This window comes from Paenibacillus sp. 01T443 (assembly GCF_056398325.1).
This window is the reverse complement of sequence record NZ_JBFTPE010000005.1, coordinates 681,191-697,114: the sequence shown is the minus strand read 5'-3', so window position 1 is coordinate 697,114 and position 15,924 is coordinate 681,191. Positions and strand designations below refer to the sequence as shown.

Genomic DNA, 15,924 nt, shown 5'->3' with positions numbered 1-15,924 from the left:
CTAAAGGTGAATACGCGAGAAGGGTTCATTCTAACCCTGTCGCCGTATTCGTTCAATTATGGGTTACCTTCAAAATGGCAGACCTATCCTGAGTCCTCTGCACACAGGCAGAGCTTTGGCGCTATTCAATTAGCAGCTGCGCAAAGACCTAACTCGGATAAAGTCTATCACACGTAACCCTCCGTTCCTCTAAATTAGCACCAGTGTAGCACAACATCGCTTCTTCCGGCAAGTCGCAAAAATGTCAAAGCTTAGGATTGGCTAAAGTCATGCCGCAGGGTAAAAAGCTCCTTCAGCGCTTCCGTGGAAAGCTCCGTGATCCAGCCTTCCGAGCTGGAAATCACATTTTCACTAAGCTGCTGCTTATTTTCTAGCATCTCATCGATACGCTCCTCCAACGTGCCAAGCGAAATGAATTTATGCACCTGCACGTCGCGGGTCTGCCCCATTCGGTACGCGCGGTCCGTTGCTTGGTTCTCAACAGCGGGGTTCCACCAGCGGTCAAAATGAAAGACATGATTAGCCGCGGTCAAATTCAAGCCGACCCCGCCGGCTTTGATCGACAAAATAAACACATTAGGCTGCTCTTCAGGAGGCAGCTCATTCGATTGAAATTTATCGATCATGCGGTCGCGCGCCAGCTTGGAGGTACTGCCGTTCAAGTAGAGGACAGGCTCCTGAAGCTCCTGCTGCAGCACAGACTGAAGCAGCTGCCCCATGCCGATATACTGCGTGAAAATCAGGCAGCGCTCGCCTTCGTCGCGCAGCTCCTTCACCATCGCGAGCAGACGCTCCAGCTTAGCGGACCGGTTAATGAGCGGCTCTGTATCCAAAGGTTCGCCATCCGCGGTTGCCATGCCAGGAATCGGCTCCTTCGACAGTAACATCGGATGATCGCAAATTTGCTTAAGCTGCATAATAGCGGACAAGATGGCGCCTTTGCGTTCGATGCCTTCGAGCTTTTGCATACGATCCATGAGCTGGTTGACGGTTTGATTATAGAGCGCACCCTGCTCGGCAGTCAGATGGATGTAGGTTTTCATTTCGTTCTTATCCGGCAAGTCGAGCTGGATCGCCGGATCTTTCTTCTTGCGGCGGAGCATAAACGGCTTCACCAGCTTTTGCAAATCAGCCGTGCGCTTCTTATCCTGCTCTTTCTCGATCGGATTGCTGAATCTGTGCTGGAAGCCATGGGCCGTTCCGAGGAATCCGGGATTCATAAAATCGTAAATGGACCAAAGCTCCGACAATCGGTTCTCGATAGGCGTTCCGGTTAAGGCAATACGGTGCTTGGCCGTGAAGCTGCGCACCGCTGCGGATTGCTTGGTTTGCGCGTTCTTAATATTCTGGGCTTCATCCAAGCAGATCGCTGCCCAGGTGAAATCCTGCAGCAGCTCCTGATCCAGCGTCGCTGTTGCGAACGAGGTCAGAATGACGTCTGCCTGTTTGACTGCTGCATGAAAGGTTTCGCCTTCCAAACGCTTGCTGCCGTAATGAAGCATGACGCTAAGCGACGGCGCAAACCGGCTGATCTCTTTCTGCCAGTTGCCAAGAACCGAGGTTGGGCAAATGATGAGCGCGGCAGATCGGTCCTCCGTATTTGCGGAGCTCTCTTTCAGGTTCAATAAATAAGCGATCAGCTGGACGGTTTTGCCGAGCCCCATATCATCGGCCAGACAGGCGCCAAGCCCGAAGCGTCTTAGGAAGGACAACCAAGCATAGCCTTCATGCTGATAGTTGCGAAGCTCGGCTTTTAGACTTCCCGGCACAGGAAGGAGCGGCCATTCCGACCGCTGGCTGAGCTGGCTGACGAGCTTCATCAGATGCTCGTTCAGCTCGACCTCCAGCTGAATGCGCTGTGCTTGTTCAGCTTCCTGCTCGGCCTGTTCATCTTCCGGGCTATCTCCGCTTCCGAGCAGGTGGAGCTGAAGTACATCTTGAAAGGAGAGACCCTGAGAGCGGTCAATGCCTGACATTGCTTTGCGAATTTGAGCTAGTAAGGCGGGATCGAGCGAAATCCACTGGCCTCGGAAGCGGACCAGCCGCTCATTGCGGGCCACGAGTTCATTGAACTCAGATTCGGTAAGATCGGTCTCGCCGATCGCGATTCGCCAATCAAAGTCGATCAGCGTATCCAATCCGAACAACGATTCGCCGGAGCTCTCCGCACGCGAGCTGACCTTGGCGCGCAGCTTAGGCTTCTTGCGGCTGGCCGTTTCCCACCATGCGGGAAGCAGTACCTGCCAGCCTGCGTCTAATAAGCGGGGGCTGTCTACGGCTAGGAAGCGCCATGCCGCATCATTGCCCAAGGGGGCGTCTAAAACATCCTCGCGTGGGCCGGCGAATCGCTCCGGCGATAAGCAAGCGCGCAGGCGATCCAGCCAGCCGGTTGACCGCTCACGGACGGGAGCAGACCAAGAAGCGGGCCAAGAGCCTAACGCTTCGCCTGACTCCGTCAATCTCACAGTCGTTAGCACTGCCTGTTCAAGCTTGTCCTGCAAAATAAGCTTAAGCTGCCAGGATTCATCCATCTCCGCAGGCTCCACCAGCTGCAGCATTGGACGGAAGGGGGCCTGGTCGGCCTTCCATCCAGTTGCGATCAGCCAGGCCTGTGCGTCCATGCCTGCAGCCGTTGCGTGCTCCTTCGTAAATAGGAGCGGATATTCCCTCCGCAAATCGGCAGACGTTTCTTCCGTTCCATAATAGACATCGAACACGGCAGCTGAGAAGGCGGATTGCAGGCCGTTTAGGAAGCCGGTATCCGCGTCTAAAGCGGTAAGCTCAGCTTGAATTTGCTTATGCAGCTGGGGGTTATCCCATGTCCATTGCAGCTTGCCGGCCCGGAAGGCAGAGAAGCTTGGCATATAATGCTTAGCTTCTATTTCAGTTGCAAGCAGGGGAGCCAGCTTAACCAGCAGTCCGGCTTGCTCTTCCCAAAGCCATGAAATATGCTCAAGCACTTTTTTTTCGGCAAAAAACGGAATGACCTGCTCGGCGGGAAGCAGCACCAGCTCCAATCCCTGCACCTGCTGGATTTCCAGTTCTGTCCCGTAGAAGGAAGCCTCATGCCAGGCGAATAAGCTATGCTTTAAGCTGATGCCGCTTAAGTAATCGTCCGTGCTGTTAACCCCGTATAGCAGGGCGTCGCCATGCGTCGTTAAAGTAACATGTACCGTGAAGGATTTTATATGCTTGCTCATGGGATTAACTTTCCTCTCCGAAGTTCCTCGTGCAGTGCGCGAAGCCGGCTATGGCGTGAAAAGAAGGCAGCTATAAACGCATCCCAACGTTCCTCGTCCTTTCTTTTTTTATACAGCTTAGCGAGCCGTTTCAGCAGCTTCACCGCTGATTTGTAGCCGTCTCTATTTTTGAGCAGCACATAGGATTCGGCCGCCTGATGGTAGAAAGGAAGCAGCAGCTCAGGCGCATGTTTCTCAATGGGCGCAAAAACGCTGACGCGATAATCGAAAGGATTGGTGCCCGTGCTGAGCTGATAATCCATCCATTGCTGCCATTTGCCATGAATGAGCAGTTTTTTCTCGTAAATGGAGGGGGACAGCTGGAAAAGAGGCTCCCACATTCGCTGCTCTGCTTGGGGGATATGTGCAATGACCCTGTCCCAATAGTCATAAAATAATTCTAGGCTGTTCGGCTTCTGCCGTTCCATTAGCGGCGTCGTTTCTGCAAGCCATTCCGATAGACGCTGCCACTGCTCTGCCTCAGTCATCGCGAAAAAGATCGGGAAGAGATCGCCGGAGCGAAGCCCAAAGCGGCTGTTTATTTCGGTGAGCCCCGCACGGGCTTCTTGATCAAGGTTCAGAAAGAAGCTCATCCAAGCTTGGGCAAGCAGCCAAGGGTAGCGGGAAAGCGAGGAGCCGAGCTGATTAGGCGCAGCTTGCAGGTGCTGAAGCTCCTCCAAATATAAACGTGTATCCTGTTGACTAGGAACAATCCAGCTGTGCCAAAGCCAAAAATAGGCTTCGGAAAAATACGCTCTGTCTCCCGCCTCTATCAGCATTTGCCAGCGTAAAAAGGAAAGCGTCTCGCTGATGAGCTGCCGGTAGTCCGTCTGGCCCTCTGCTTCAGGTTTATTTTGCAAAATACTCGTGATCTTCAGCTGAACCTCGGAAATCGCGGTATGCGTGTGAAAACCGATAAAAGCGCCTGGCCGCAGTGCTTGATTTGGCGAAAGATTGAGCAGCAGCAATAAGAGATGAAGATGCGCATGCAGCTCGAACAAGCGGCCGCGCTCAGGCGAAAGCTCTGGTTTTATTTGATGAATGGCTGCAAGAGCGGCCTGTACGAAAGCTGAGTTTCGGATATGATCGGACAAGAATGCGGTGCGCGAGCCAAAAAGGGCATGCCACTCCGCGATATTCATGGTTTCTATTGATTTCATCAAGAAGAAGTCTCCCGTACGAATATGGTCTATTTTCGAATCAGCTTATTATATCATTTATCGAGGGCTTCGCTCCGTTGTTTTCATTGCATTTCTGTGGAAGCAGCTAGATGATATAGCAATTGTTTTTATGTCTTTTATCTTCTTAATTATGATATATTAATGGGGATATGCAGCTCGTATGATATTACAGTTTACACAGCATTATATCCAATCGTTGGGGGCAGACAGGATGGAATATTTAAAGGATTTACTGCTGAATATTTTCATTATTTGTTCTCCGTTAGCTCTGTACCCCTATATCTACAAAGCCAAGAACAACACGCTTTTGTATCGCTTGTGTTTAGCTATCCCCTTCTCGCTCGCTATCATAACGACGATGTCGTTTCCGATCAACATAAATGGCTTACTCTATGATTTCCGGTCGATTCCTTTGGCGATTGGCTCCCTTTTTGGTGGTATCCAGGTTTCTATTTTCCTGTATGCCACTCTTCTTCTGTGCCGTTTTTTTCAAGACAGTCCAAATGATTTGTTATATGTTCTATCGATTTTGCCAAGTTTTGCAGTCTTCGTCTTTTTTCACAAAAGCTATAGCTCGTTAAGCTTATCGCGAAAAATAGCCGTAGCTATTATTTATTGCACGCTCATTAAAATGGTGACCTTTGGCATCTACCTGTCCATTACGGGGTTATTGGAACTTCTCATGTATAAACCATGGGCCACTGTGCAAACTTATGTTTTACAAGGGTTCATTGTTGGTGTATCCGTGTATGTAATCGAAATGCAGCATCGGTTCTTTATGATGCAAGAGGAGATCGTAAGAAGCGAGAAAATGAAAATCGTCGGTGATATGGCGGCTTCCGTAGCGCATGAAATACGAAATCCGCTTACAACCTTAAAAGGCTTTATTCAACTATTTGCTACGGCTGATCTCGATAAGGACAAGAGGATACTTTACCAAAAAGTTTGCTTTGAGGAATTAGATCGTGCGGAGTCGATCATTGCGGATTACCTCTCGCTCGCCAAGCCCGATCCTGAGATCGTTGAAGCGATTGATATCCATCAGGAAATGCATTATTTAGCGAACGTGCTTATGACTTATGCGAATTACAATAATATTCAAATCCAGGTCATGACGGAGGAAGAACAGGTTTTTCATATTCAAGGAGACCGATACAAATTTCGCCAGGCATTAATCAACATCGGCAAAAATGCCATTGAAGCGATGCAAAATGGAGGCCTGCTAGAACTTAAGACGATTATTCGCGATAATCATGCGTGGGTGATCTTGAGTGATAACGGCAGCGGCATGTCTACCGAGCAAATGAAGAGGCTGGGTACGCCATATTATTCCACGAAGGAGAAAGGGACAGGCCTTGGAACGATGGTTTCTTTCGGCATTATCAAGAAGATGAATGGCAAAATAACGATCAAGAGTGAGCTTGGGGAGGGAACGGAGTTTAATCTTATTTTCCCGAAGGCGAACTGAACATTCGTCATTTATTAATTTATTTCCCTTAAATTTTTTGTCAGGTTAAGATTATACAGCTGTTCGTGTTATAATTAAGTCGTGCAGTCAATAACGATCATTGACTATGATAAAGGAGTCGGAAATATGCAGGTAGTATTTGAAGACTGGGATCAAAAGGTGAAGAAGACGTTTAATGCGACGAGTAAGCAGGAGGTATTAACGGTTACCGAAGCCGGCGATCTTTTAGGCCTAACAAAGGACCAGATGAAGGTATATGTGCTAAAGCATAACCTGACTAAGGTTGCGATTAATCGCAGCGTCCACAGATATCTATTACTGAAAAGCGAAATAGATGAGATCTTAGGTAAAGCTTAATCTTTACGATAAACCACAGCCCTGAAGAGGGTTGTGGTTTTTTGTTGTCTAAAAACGTATTCCTTACATATTTCCAGCTGTAAACGTGAAAAGTATAAAGGAAAATAAATGAATTCGAAATGGAGCTGTTCAAAATGACGACTATAGGCGTTTTAGCAGTTTCTATTTTGGCATCGCTGCTTATTGCTCTTTTGGATATGGATGTATTTAAAGGAAATTTTGGAGCTGCTCTCAGCAAGCAGTCGCTGAATGATGTTGGTTGGCCAGCCTATCTCATGATTGCAGCAGCCTTTATTGTGGCATTATTTCGAGATTTACGAGGGCTAAAACGAGCTCGGGTACGTAAAAGGCCACGGCTCGCAAGCGGTGAACGCTCAGCAGTAGGAACAAGCGATGACGAATAAAATGACTGGGTTTCAAATCTATAGCCTCATGATGGTTATACTATTAGGGACGTCTATTATCTTTGGGACACCAAAGGTGGTGCCGGATGTATGGCTGGCACCCCTCATTACGATCCTTCCAGCAATCCTGTTGTTTCTATTCTATTCGGTCTTAGTTTCCTCTGAATCGCAGAGAGGCTTGTATGCTCTGCTCGTCAACGCATGGGGAAATGTGATCGGAAAATCACTCGTGCTATGTTACACCGTTTATTTTCTTTATACTGCGGCCCGTAACATTCGGGATATGCTGGAGCTGGTTATGACGACCCTGTTGCGTACTACCCCGCAGGAGGTCGTTGTTATCCTGTTTGTGTTGATTATCGCCTATGCGGCATATGGCGGTGCACAGACATTAGGACGATTATCGGAGGCCATCATCGGGCTGTTACTTTTCTTTTTTATTTGCATAGCTGTGCTTTTGCTTATGAGCGGGTCGCTTGAGCTGGGAAGAATGCTTCCCTTTTTGTCGAAAGGCTTTGCTCCCGTGATCAAAACGAGCTTTACAAGCTCATTGTGGGTTCCTTATGGAGAATTGGTCATTTGTCTAGTGATGTACCCGCATGTGGCGGGAAAGCGTCCTTTTCGCAAAGCGGGAGTAATAGCGATTATATCCGGAGGCGTTATTTTGTGCTTCTCCGACCTGCTTCAGATATGGGCGATGGGAATGGAATATGAGAAGTACTCCACGTTTCCCTTGCTGGATGCAGCAAGGCTCATTAATGTTTCGGATTTTATAAACCGAATGGACGCTTTTGTCGCGCTGATCATCATTGTTGTCGTTTTTCTGAAATGTGCTGTTTTTTTATATGCAGGAAGCAAAGGGATTTGGGTTATCTTCGGAAAGGCAAGTAAAACCTATATCTACCCTCTGGCCTTGTTGATTGGGGCCATGTCGTTAATGGTTACGCACAACTTTGCCGAGCACACGGAAGAAGGGCTTCATGTGGCTATCCGCTGCCTGCATATTCCGTTTCAATTTGTCATTCCTCTTATGACGGGTTTATTGATTTGGATTCGTACCAAGCGAAAGAGAGGCGATAGCGGGTGAACCTAACAAATAATTCTTTACAGAGTGATTCAAAAAACTTGTCTATCCAGTCGCTTGAACATGTACGATCCTATTTGACGCAAGTATTCGGCCATACGGAGGATCTCGCGGTAGTGCCGATTCGGGTTGGCGAAACTGTTGGGCTGCTCTGCTATTTGGAGACGATGACGAGCGTCCCCTTTATTATGGACAACATCGTAAGACCGGCATCCCATAGTAATATGGGCCCGGAGCTTAGCAGCGCTGCAATGTTGGAAAATATGAGAGAGAAGTATTACGGAGGGCTGTCTGCCGTTTTTATAAACAATTTAAAGGAGATCCCGCAAAAGCTGACCACCGGTCATGCGGGACTAGCGTTAGACGGAGCTGCCTTCATGCTCATGCTGGACGTGAAGAAGCTGGATACCAGATCCGTCGCCGAACCGACCACTCAAACGGTTGTAAGAGGGCCAAAGGATGGATTTACGGAATCAGCGGATACGAATATGAGCTTAATCCGAAGGCGTCTGATCAATGAGCAGCTCCGCTTTGAAAAATACATAGTGGGCGATAAATCGCAAACCCCCGTTTATATTGCCTATCTGGAGGGCGCAGTAGATACTGAGGTGCTTCGAAAGATCAGAAAAAAACTGCAAACGAACAACATGTCCAGCGTGCTTGATTCCGGAAATTTAGTTGAGCTGCTTAGACCGATCCGCTTTTCCTTGCTGCCTACCGTATACAGCAGCGAGCGTCCTGATGCGATTTGCACTGCGATTATGGAGGCGAAGGCCGCCATTATAGTGAACGGCAGTCCGTTTGTTTTGGTTGTTCCGGCAGTCATGAACGATTTCTTTAAGTCACCAGAGGATCATTACCAATGGTTTGCTTTTGGCACCTTTACGCGTTTATTGCGCTACTTAGCTTTTTTCTTCTCGCTATTTGTCCCTTCCCTCTATATAGCGATAACGACCTTTCATGCCGAATTGGTACCCACAGTGCTGTTAACAAGCATTATGGCTCAGCGGGAAGGCGTCCCCTTTCCAGCAGTTATCGAAATTTTATTGATGGAAATCACGTTTGAAATTTTGCGTGAGGCTGGCACTCGGATGCCCCGGGTCGTTGGCCAGGCGATATCCATTGTCGGAGCTTTAGTGTTAGGTGAAGCAGCCGTTCAAGCGGGCATTGTTTCCAATATCAACGTGATCGTAGTATCCTTAACCGCCATTTCAGGGTTTGTTGCTCCCATCTACACCTTTGGTGCCAATGTTCGGCTTCTCCGATTTGGCTTTATTTTTCTAGCTGCGCTGCTTGGTTTCTATGGGGTCATATTAGGCGCTGTATTTCTGCTGATTCATTTGGTCAGAATGCATTCCTTTGGGGTTGCTTACCTTTCTCCGTTTGTTCCTTTTCGTGTAGGCCGACAAAAGGATGCGCTATTGATTTTTCAGACCCCTTTGTCAAATGAGGAAAAAGGGAGGGGGGAAACGTGAATAAAGCGATCAGGCTTGTTCTTTGCTTTTTGCTGGGGACTTTTTCTCTGGCTTTGTCCGGCTGTTGGGATAGTACGGAGTTGAATAAATCTTCTCTGATTACAGGAGCAGCCTTGGAGCCTGGCAATAACGGGAAGCTGCTGCGTCTAACCGTTGAGACGATGATCGCTGCCAAAGTAGAGGGGAACAAGGATACGGTGCCCTCTGTTGTTCAGTCAATGGAAGGAAATACCTTGTCTGAAATTTTCACGCGCTTTAACGAAAGCATGGATCGATCCATGCTCATCTCACACATTGGCGTTATAATCGTCGACGAACGGCTCGCCCGTCATGGTCTTGAGAATATTTTAGATCCGCTGCAGCGAACAAGATACATCCGGGAGGATGTGCTAATCCTAATCTCGGAAGGTGTTCATGCTTCTCAAATCTTGAAGGTTCTTTATCCTCGAGGAGCGCGAACCTCGTCGAAAATTATCTCCCAAGTGGAAAGCTACCGTGATTCATGGGGAGGAATACCAGAATCCCGTTTGTACGATGTATCGCAAGCTCTCCTTGCCGAGGGAAGGGAACTGACACTCGGCTCAATCTCGCTCAAGGGCTCTTTCAAGGAGGCGAATACGCTGGACAGTATCAAGTCGGTCACGCCGAAGGCGTCCATAGTCATTGCCGGAGCGGGTGTATTCTCGGAGGACAAATTGATGGGCTTTATTTCTGTGGAGGATAGCAGGATGGTGTTGATGGCGAGGGACCAGGTTAGGGGAACTTTGCTCTCTATTCCAGTTCATAAGCACGTTGTAGCTATTCGTCTTAATCATATTAAATCTGACATTCATGCTTCCATGGATAAGGGAAAGGTGAAGATCCGGATTAACTTGGAGGGGAATGGTTTTGTTGGGGACATTGATGAATCCTTTAATATAACGAAGGTTTCGGGCTACGAGCAGCTGGAGAAGCTCGGCAACGAATATCTGGAGCAGCAAATGACGGCAACAATTAAACGGATCCAGAAGAAGTTTGGGATGGATGTGTTTGGGTTCGGCGAGCAAATGTACCGTAAGCACTATGCACAATTTTTGCCGCTCGCGGGCAGATGGAATGAAATATTTGCGAACACCCCTGTAACCGTAAAAGCAAATATTAAGCTTCGCCGCTCCGAATTGAAAACGAACCATATTAAAAACGAGGGAATTGGGCCATAGCCTGCTCAAGAATGACCTGCCAAGAAATGATAAGGGCGTTATATGGAGGATACGGCAGGATGTTTCCGAACGGGCAGGGGTGGTTTCCGCTCACTCCTCCTTAGACGGAATTACCCGAAATAGCGCAGCCTGCTGCTGTTTTTCAATCGATTTAGTATTCGTTATACTTAAATAGACCGATTGGAAAACATAAGCTGGAGGGTGAATGACATTGACTTACATGGACATGTTAGGACGTCGGAGTATTATTTTGAAACGGAATATTGGGAATTTGATCATTAAGGGAAACAAGCAAGGGCTAAGCTCGCAGGAGAGCAGCTTCTATCAAAACATGCTGAAGGAATGGCATCAAAACGAGAATGAATTGAACTCCGCAAGAAAGCTTTCTTGAGGAATTCTTGAGAAGACCATATAAACGGGCGGCCGTTCAAGCAGTGATAGCGCTGCTCGGGCGGCCGCCCGTTTTAAAAAGAAGCGGTTCGGATAGTGCGTATATCCTCCACTAGTCATAGGAGATGGATACTGCGGGGTTAGCGGTTGTGCAAGCAGCTGTAAATGGATCGGAAGAGCGGCAGACAGACTGCGTACAGTTTAACAACGTAAACCCACACCAAGGGCGAGCACACATGTGGCGTACAGTTTCTTCGGTGTGATTGCTTAGGAAGAGTTAGCAACCAAGCTATTGTGATTTCTATAGTGGAGTTGCATAGGGATATCGGGCAGCCAAGCTATTGTGATTTCTATAGCGGAGTTGCATAGGAATATCGAGCAACCAAGCTACATTGCAGTTTGTGCAACGTAAACACTCAAAAAAGGTGGTCATTTAAGCTACGTTGTAGTTTATACAATAGAAACCCCGGATTAGGGCTCATTTTCGCATCGGAGGCTGTTTCTGTTGTATTTTCTGCAGTGTAGCCTGTACGGATGTGTGTAATGTGAGCTTTCTATTGTAGTTTCTGCAGTGGAATTATGTGGTTGGTGAAAAATGGTTACTGTAGAAGCCTGTAGAAGGTGGAGTGGGAGTATTGTTGATAGAACATAATTTTAAATATAAGGTATAATACATAGATGATGATTATTGGCAGTAAAAGATAAACGGAGGTTTCTGGTTATGTTAGCGGTGGAAAGAGCGGCGTACCTTACGATTGATGAAGGTCCTGCCGAGGATTTTATGCAAAAAGTCAATTATTTGAACGGAAAAGGCATTCGGGCGATTTGGTTTTGTCTTGGCGAAGCACTGGAGAGATTTTCGGAAGAGGCATTATATGCTATCCAAACGGGCCATGTTATCGGAAATCGAGGCTATGACCATACAGACTTCTCGGCAATATCCTTAATGGACGTGCGAGGACAGATTGAGCAAACGGACCGCATTATAGATAACCTTTACGCTAGGGCGGATATCGTCAGGCCCATTAAGGTTTTTCGTTTTCCTTTTATGGAGAACGAGACAAATCAGGAGCATTTTGCCGGCATTCAGTTTGTTCTGGAGCAGCTGGGCTATCAGCAGCCCGTCTTTGAAAATATTCATTATGCTGCGCAGGACGAAGCGGATCTGAAGCGGGGTCTCCATCTGGTATGCACGCTGGATACGTTTGATTTGGGTGTGGAAGCCTCTAGCGAGGAGAATCAAGAACGGAACCCTGCGGGTAATGAGATTATTTTGATCCACGATTGGATAGCGATCACACCGTTCAAAGCTCTCCTAGACAGGCTGTTAACGAAGGGGATTGGCTTTCAGCTTCCGAGGGAAATGAGTCAGCCTGCCGCAGCGGTCTAGTGTAATCTTATGCCAAAAAAGAAACCGGGCGCCGCCCATCGCAATGTAATCATCGCGGTGGGCGGCGCCCGGTTTTTATTTGAAATATAAGAAAGTATAATTGTTATCCTTATACGCTCAGTATACGAATTTACGCTGCGCCCAGTAACTGAACACAAATAACGCGGCTTCCGTAAGCAGCTTGGCTATAAGCAAAGGCACGCCCAAGCGTTCATTGAAAACATGCATGAGACCATAGTTTAATGAAAAAATGACAATGACGAGCGCAAAATATTTTGGCATGGAGGTGCGGATGGCGGAGGGCTTGCCTCTGTCGAATACGAATCTTTTATTCATTGTATAGTTGAAGATCGAGCTCGTAAGCCTTGCTCCCATGACAGCGAGCAGGAGGCTTGAGCTAAAGAAATGAATCAGCGCGAGCAGCAGGATGTCAATGACCGCAGATGATAAAGAGGAAATGCTGAACTTAAGGAAAGGAGCATAGATTCTAGCGGAATCGATAATCGGCCGAAAATGCGATGATTTGTTATGATCGAGATAGACGGTATCAATGGGCACCTCATGAAAGGAGAAGCCTGCCGCGGGCGCTTCCAGCAGCAAGTTCATCTCATATTCGAAGCGCTCGCCCGGTATTTGGCACAGCCAGTCCAGCATATCGGCGGAATAGCCGCGCAGCCCGGTCTGCGTATCATAAATGCGTTTGCCGGTCGCAAAAGTATAGACGAGTCTCGTGGCAGCATTGCCAAAGCGGCTGCGAAGCGGCACCTTGCCCGTAAAACGTCTGCATCCGAGTACGATAGAATGGTTATGCTCCTCTATGCTGCTTGCAATTTTCATAATATCCTGCGGAAGATGCTGTCCGTCGCTGTCAGCGCATACGATGCCGTCGGTTACGCCATTTTGCATAAAATAGCGGAAGCCGGATTTCAAGGCATGTCCTTTCCCTTTATTTTCGCTATGGGTAATGACAGTGCAGCCTAATTCTCTTGCTGTAATAAACAGCTGGCTGTAAGCTTCTCCGCTTCCATCATCGACAACGACGATTGGGAATGAGCCGATATCCCTCAACTGCTTGATGAGCAAGAGAAGCCGCTCGTCCGGTTCATAAGAAGGAATTAATATATTCATGGCGGTGAGCCTCCTTTGTAAAAGTTGAAAAAGCTTGTTACTCTGCGATGTAAAGGATGTCGCTGACGCCGCGTTCCTGTTGTCTGCCCTGCGGGTTGTTTACGACTCTTCCCATGAAATACATCGTGGAGGAGCCGCCGCCATCGAGGTTGTAGGCCTCGGTTGTCCCTAGATCTTGAAATACCTGAGCAAATTCGGATAGGGTCATCCCTTTGCTGTAATTTTCTTTGCGTCCGTCAACGACGACGAATACGTAATGATTAGGGGCAATCATCCCAATGCCTGTGCGGGGATTAGAGCCTTGAATGGAGCGATTCCCGAAATTCGTGTCGATAACGACTTTGTCGAAATCGTCGGCAATGGCTCCGTCCTTCACGAGTGTGGGGCCAAACGAATACGTCTGGGTCACGCCTTCAGCGAGCAGATCCGAGGAGGAAAGCTGCTCTTCGTTATACGATTTCATGGTGCCGTCAGAGAGCAGCGCGAGAGCGTCGCGTGTGGGCTCGTCCCGGTATAAAGTACCATTACGAATAATGACGCCATCGTCGCGAAAACCGTAATAGTCCCCATTGATGGCAAATATGGCATTGTTTGCTTCTGCGATTGTCGATGTGTTTTCCGTAATGTTTCGTCCGAATGCATTTTTAGCAAAAGCGGATTGCAGCAAGCTAGCCTGTTCCAGCTGAACATCCGCGACGTAATAAGTGATTTTATCGCTTCCTGAGCCTGTTTCTACTTTCGTAATTTGAATAGTGGTATCCGCGCTGCTGTAATTCCAGTCATCCTGCTGTACTTGTTCGGTATCGACTGTGGAATTATTCGTGTCGGCAACGGGTGTTTCCTCAGCGGCAATCTTAACTTCAACATGCTCGATGAGATAACGGTCAGCAAGCGAGTACAGCACACCGCCGATTAAAAGAAACAGCAGGGTAAGGACAAGCCAGATTTTTTTTCTTTTCGTTAGATTTATAATGTTGATCAGCTCCTATAAAGGGAATAAGTAATAAGTAGGCGTCGAGGAGTATCGCAAAGGCTCATTCGAATAATGCTATTGTCTTATCGTAATGTTAAGGTGATATGAAGCTGGACTGAACGTTTACTGAAAGCCGCGAAGCGGGGAAAGCGAGAGAGGACGCGGACCTTAGCGCGATTTGTTTTTGACGGGGAAATGATTGTACAATGGGATGGAAGAAGCTGTAAGGAAACGCCTCATAAATATGCGGTTACGAAAGGAATAGTGCCCATGAATGCAAGAATGCAACATCTGGAAGACAGGCTGTCCGAACAGCATCACAAAGATTTGTTTCTTCAAACGAAGCATACGCTTAAGGCGATTGATGATCTTGCTGATCAGCACAGGAAATTCCAGTCCATTCAGGCGATTAGCGGCGTCAAAATCGTAGGCACCGAAGAGGCTTTGTTCTATGAAACGCTGACGCAGGTCAAGGAAGAAATTGTGGCCACACTGGAGAAGACGCTGAACGATCTTGAGCACAAAGGCGATAAAAACTATAATAAAAACTTCAAGGACGGCGTAGAGTAAATTACACATGCCCGATGTGAAAAAAAAGAAGAGAGCACCTCGACGGGTGCTCTCTTTTGGTGTTATTGAACCGGCTATCACTTAAGCATGTTAAGACAGACGTCGTTCCGAATCGCCTATCTTTTACCCTATATCGTTAATCAAAGAAACAAAGTAAGCGCTTAAAGCGTTTATATAAGCAAGAAGGCTTTAGAAGAGAGGGGTTATCTTATATGCGCTTTATTCCCGCAGAAAGAAGCGCCCACTGGTGGCTGTTAGCCGGAGCGTCCTCATTGTTATTCAGCGTTTTGTTATGGATCATACGTTTTCTTGTTCTAGGCCAGCCGTTTACCGGCATGCACGCTTTTCGCTTTATGGTGCTAGCTATTGTGCTGTCCTTTTTATTCAGCTTTACGGGCTGGGTCGGAGCGAAAAGACTTTGGCTGCTTTCAAACCTCGGCACGGTAATAGGTCTTCTGTTGATGGCCATTTATTCGCGGGATGTGACGGGCTGGGAGGATTTGGTCAGCTTCCTTGTCTTTTTAGAAGCAGTGGCGGCAGGCTTTATCTTAGGTTTGATCGTTGAAGGGGTATTCCTCGTCATGAGGCTGACAAAAAAATAAAACGATCCGGGCTCCCGCCTGGATGGAGAACGGAAGCCTTAGCCGCTGCTGCCCGGCAGCGGCTGAGATTTTTGAAATTTAATTGAACCTGATGTTCAATTTTTCAGCCGAATGTGAGCATAAGCGCCAATGTAGTAATCAACCTTTTTTTCATAGGACCCCTCCTGGGTGGACTTTATAATTACCGGCGACTAGTCCGGCGATTGGAACAGTTCAATCATATCGAACTGAAAGCGCTTTATAAATTCTAATAATTTAAAATAGGGTGGACAGATTTCAACTTAAATATCGGAATAGCATGATGGAGGGTGGCAGAGAGGGGAGAGATACACACATTTTACAGAGATGACAGCTTTTTATCTACCATGCAGGAACGAACTACATCAATAGAAAGATGTATAATAGGTCGACCAAATATAGTTTTTGAGAATTTATTTATGATAAGGTTGAAATATACAATTATG

General features: G+C 47.5%; 14 protein-coding genes. 10 read left to right on the top strand and 4 right to left on the bottom strand.

What is annotated here, in order from left to right:
• Positions 1–251 precede the first annotated feature (251 nt).
• Both AC1DLI_RS10720 and AC1DLI_RS10715 read right to left on the bottom strand, forming a co-directional pair.
• Positions 252–3,200, bottom strand: coding sequence for a DEAD/DEAH box helicase (locus AC1DLI_RS10720; RefSeq protein WP_477602268.1), 2,949 nt, complete (start codon positions 3,198–3,200; stop codon positions 252–254).
• Positions 3,197–4,399: an SWIM zinc finger family protein gene (locus AC1DLI_RS10715; protein ID WP_477602266.1), complete on the bottom strand. Its 1,203-nt coding sequence runs from the start codon at positions 4,397–4,399 to the stop codon at positions 3,197–3,199. Before AC1DLI_RS10715 ends, AC1DLI_RS10720 begins: the two co-directional genes overlap by 4 nt.
• A gap of 232 nt (positions 4,400–4,631) precedes the next feature.
• Between AC1DLI_RS10715 and AC1DLI_RS10710 the strand changes: the two genes are divergently transcribed.
• From AC1DLI_RS10710 to AC1DLI_RS10675, 8 genes are all read left to right on the top strand, one after another.
• A complete protein-coding gene (locus tag AC1DLI_RS10710) occupies positions 4,632–5,888 on the top strand; it encodes an ATP-binding protein (RefSeq protein ID WP_477602264.1) in 1,257 nt (418 codons plus the stop codon).
• Positions 5,889–6,014: 126 nt separating this feature from the next.
• Complete coding sequence (locus AC1DLI_RS10705; RefSeq protein WP_308996179.1) at positions 6,015–6,245, top strand: DNA-binding protein; 231 nt, start codon at positions 6,015–6,017, stop codon at positions 6,243–6,245.
• A 134-nt stretch (positions 6,246–6,379) separates the two neighbouring features.
• On the top strand, positions 6,380–6,649 hold the full coding sequence (locus AC1DLI_RS10700; protein ID WP_477602261.1) for a hypothetical protein: 270 nt from the start codon (positions 6,380–6,382) through the stop codon (positions 6,647–6,649).
• Complete coding sequence (locus tag AC1DLI_RS10695; protein ID WP_477602259.1) at positions 6,639–7,736, top strand: GerAB/ArcD/ProY family transporter; 1,098 nt, start codon at positions 6,639–6,641, stop codon at positions 7,734–7,736. The genes AC1DLI_RS10700 and AC1DLI_RS10695 overlap by 11 nt, the downstream gene beginning before the upstream one ends.
• Complete coding sequence (locus AC1DLI_RS10690; protein WP_477602257.1) at positions 7,733–9,208, top strand: spore germination protein; 1,476 nt, start codon at positions 7,733–7,735, stop codon at positions 9,206–9,208. Before AC1DLI_RS10695 ends, AC1DLI_RS10690 begins: the two co-directional genes overlap by 4 nt.
• Entirely contained in the window at positions 9,205–10,407 is a 1,203-nt protein-coding gene (locus AC1DLI_RS10685; protein WP_477602255.1) for a Ger(x)C family spore germination protein, read from the top strand. The genes AC1DLI_RS10690 and AC1DLI_RS10685 overlap by 4 nt, the downstream gene beginning before the upstream one ends.
• Positions 10,408–10,612: 205 nt before the next feature.
• Positions 10,613–10,798 carry a hypothetical protein gene (locus tag AC1DLI_RS10680; protein WP_477602253.1) on the top strand — a complete coding sequence of 62 codons (186 nt, stop codon included), beginning with the start codon at positions 10,613–10,615 and terminating at the stop codon, positions 10,796–10,798.
• 720 nt (positions 10,799–11,518) lie between these two features.
• Positions 11,519–12,187: a polysaccharide deacetylase family protein gene (locus AC1DLI_RS10675; RefSeq protein WP_477602251.1), complete on the top strand. Its 669-nt coding sequence runs from the start codon at positions 11,519–11,521 to the stop codon at positions 12,185–12,187.
• Between the two features lie 117 nt (positions 12,188–12,304).
• Here the strand turns inward: AC1DLI_RS10675 and AC1DLI_RS10670 are convergent, their stop codons facing one another.
• Complete coding sequence (locus AC1DLI_RS10670; protein WP_477602249.1) at positions 12,305–13,315, bottom strand: GtrA family protein; 1,011 nt, start codon at positions 13,313–13,315, stop codon at positions 12,305–12,307.
• 37 nt (positions 13,316–13,352) lie between these two features.
• Positions 13,353–14,219 (bottom strand): phosphodiester glycosidase family protein, encoded by an 867-nt coding sequence (locus AC1DLI_RS10665; protein WP_477602247.1) that lies wholly within the window; start codon positions 14,217–14,219, stop codon positions 13,353–13,355.
• A 339-nt stretch (positions 14,220–14,558) separates the two neighbouring features.
• Between AC1DLI_RS10665 and AC1DLI_RS10660 the strand changes: the two genes are divergently transcribed.
• Together AC1DLI_RS10660 and AC1DLI_RS10655 are read left to right on the top strand one after the other, a co-directional pair.
• On the top strand, positions 14,559–14,858 hold the full coding sequence (locus AC1DLI_RS10660) for a hypothetical protein (RefSeq protein ID WP_477602245.1): 300 nt from the start codon (positions 14,559–14,561) through the stop codon (positions 14,856–14,858).
• A gap of 212 nt (positions 14,859–15,070) precedes the next feature.
• Positions 15,071–15,460, top strand: a complete 390-nt coding sequence (locus AC1DLI_RS10655) for a hypothetical protein (RefSeq protein WP_477602243.1) — start codon at positions 15,071–15,073, stop codon at positions 15,458–15,460.
• The last annotated feature ends 464 nt before the right edge of the window (positions 15,461–15,924 follow it).

Bases quoted from the DNA above. Each gene is read 5' to 3' on its own strand.
- AC1DLI_RS10720 (WP_477602268.1), bottom strand. From the start codon at position 3,200: ATGAGCAAGCATATAAAATCCTTCACGGTACATGTTACTTTAACGACG.
- AC1DLI_RS10715 (WP_477602266.1), bottom strand. From the start codon at position 4,399: ATGAAATCAATAGAAACCATGAATATCGCGGAGTGGCATGCCCTTTTT.
- AC1DLI_RS10710 (WP_477602264.1), top strand. From the start codon at position 4,632: ATGGAATATTTAAAGGATTTACTGCTGAATATTTTCATTATTTGTTCT.
- AC1DLI_RS10705 (WP_308996179.1), top strand. From the start codon at position 6,015: ATGCAGGTAGTATTTGAAGACTGGGATCAAAAGGTGAAGAAGACGTTT.
- AC1DLI_RS10700 (WP_477602261.1), top strand. From the start codon at position 6,380: ATGACGACTATAGGCGTTTTAGCAGTTTCTATTTTGGCATCGCTGCTT.
- AC1DLI_RS10695 (WP_477602259.1), top strand. From the start codon at position 6,639: ATGACGAATAAAATGACTGGGTTTCAAATCTATAGCCTCATGATGGTT.
- AC1DLI_RS10680 (WP_477602253.1), top strand. From the start codon at position 10,613: ATGACATTGACTTACATGGACATGTTAGGACGTCGGAGTATTATTTTG.
- AC1DLI_RS10675 (WP_477602251.1), top strand. From the start codon at position 11,519: ATGTTAGCGGTGGAAAGAGCGGCGTACCTTACGATTGATGAAGGTCCT.
- AC1DLI_RS10670 (WP_477602249.1), bottom strand. From the start codon at position 13,315: ATGAATATATTAATTCCTTCTTATGAACCGGACGAGCGGCTTCTCTTG.
- AC1DLI_RS10660 (WP_477602245.1), top strand. From the start codon at position 14,559: ATGAATGCAAGAATGCAACATCTGGAAGACAGGCTGTCCGAACAGCAT.
- AC1DLI_RS10655 (WP_477602243.1), top strand. From the start codon at position 15,071: ATGCGCTTTATTCCCGCAGAAAGAAGCGCCCACTGGTGGCTGTTAGCC.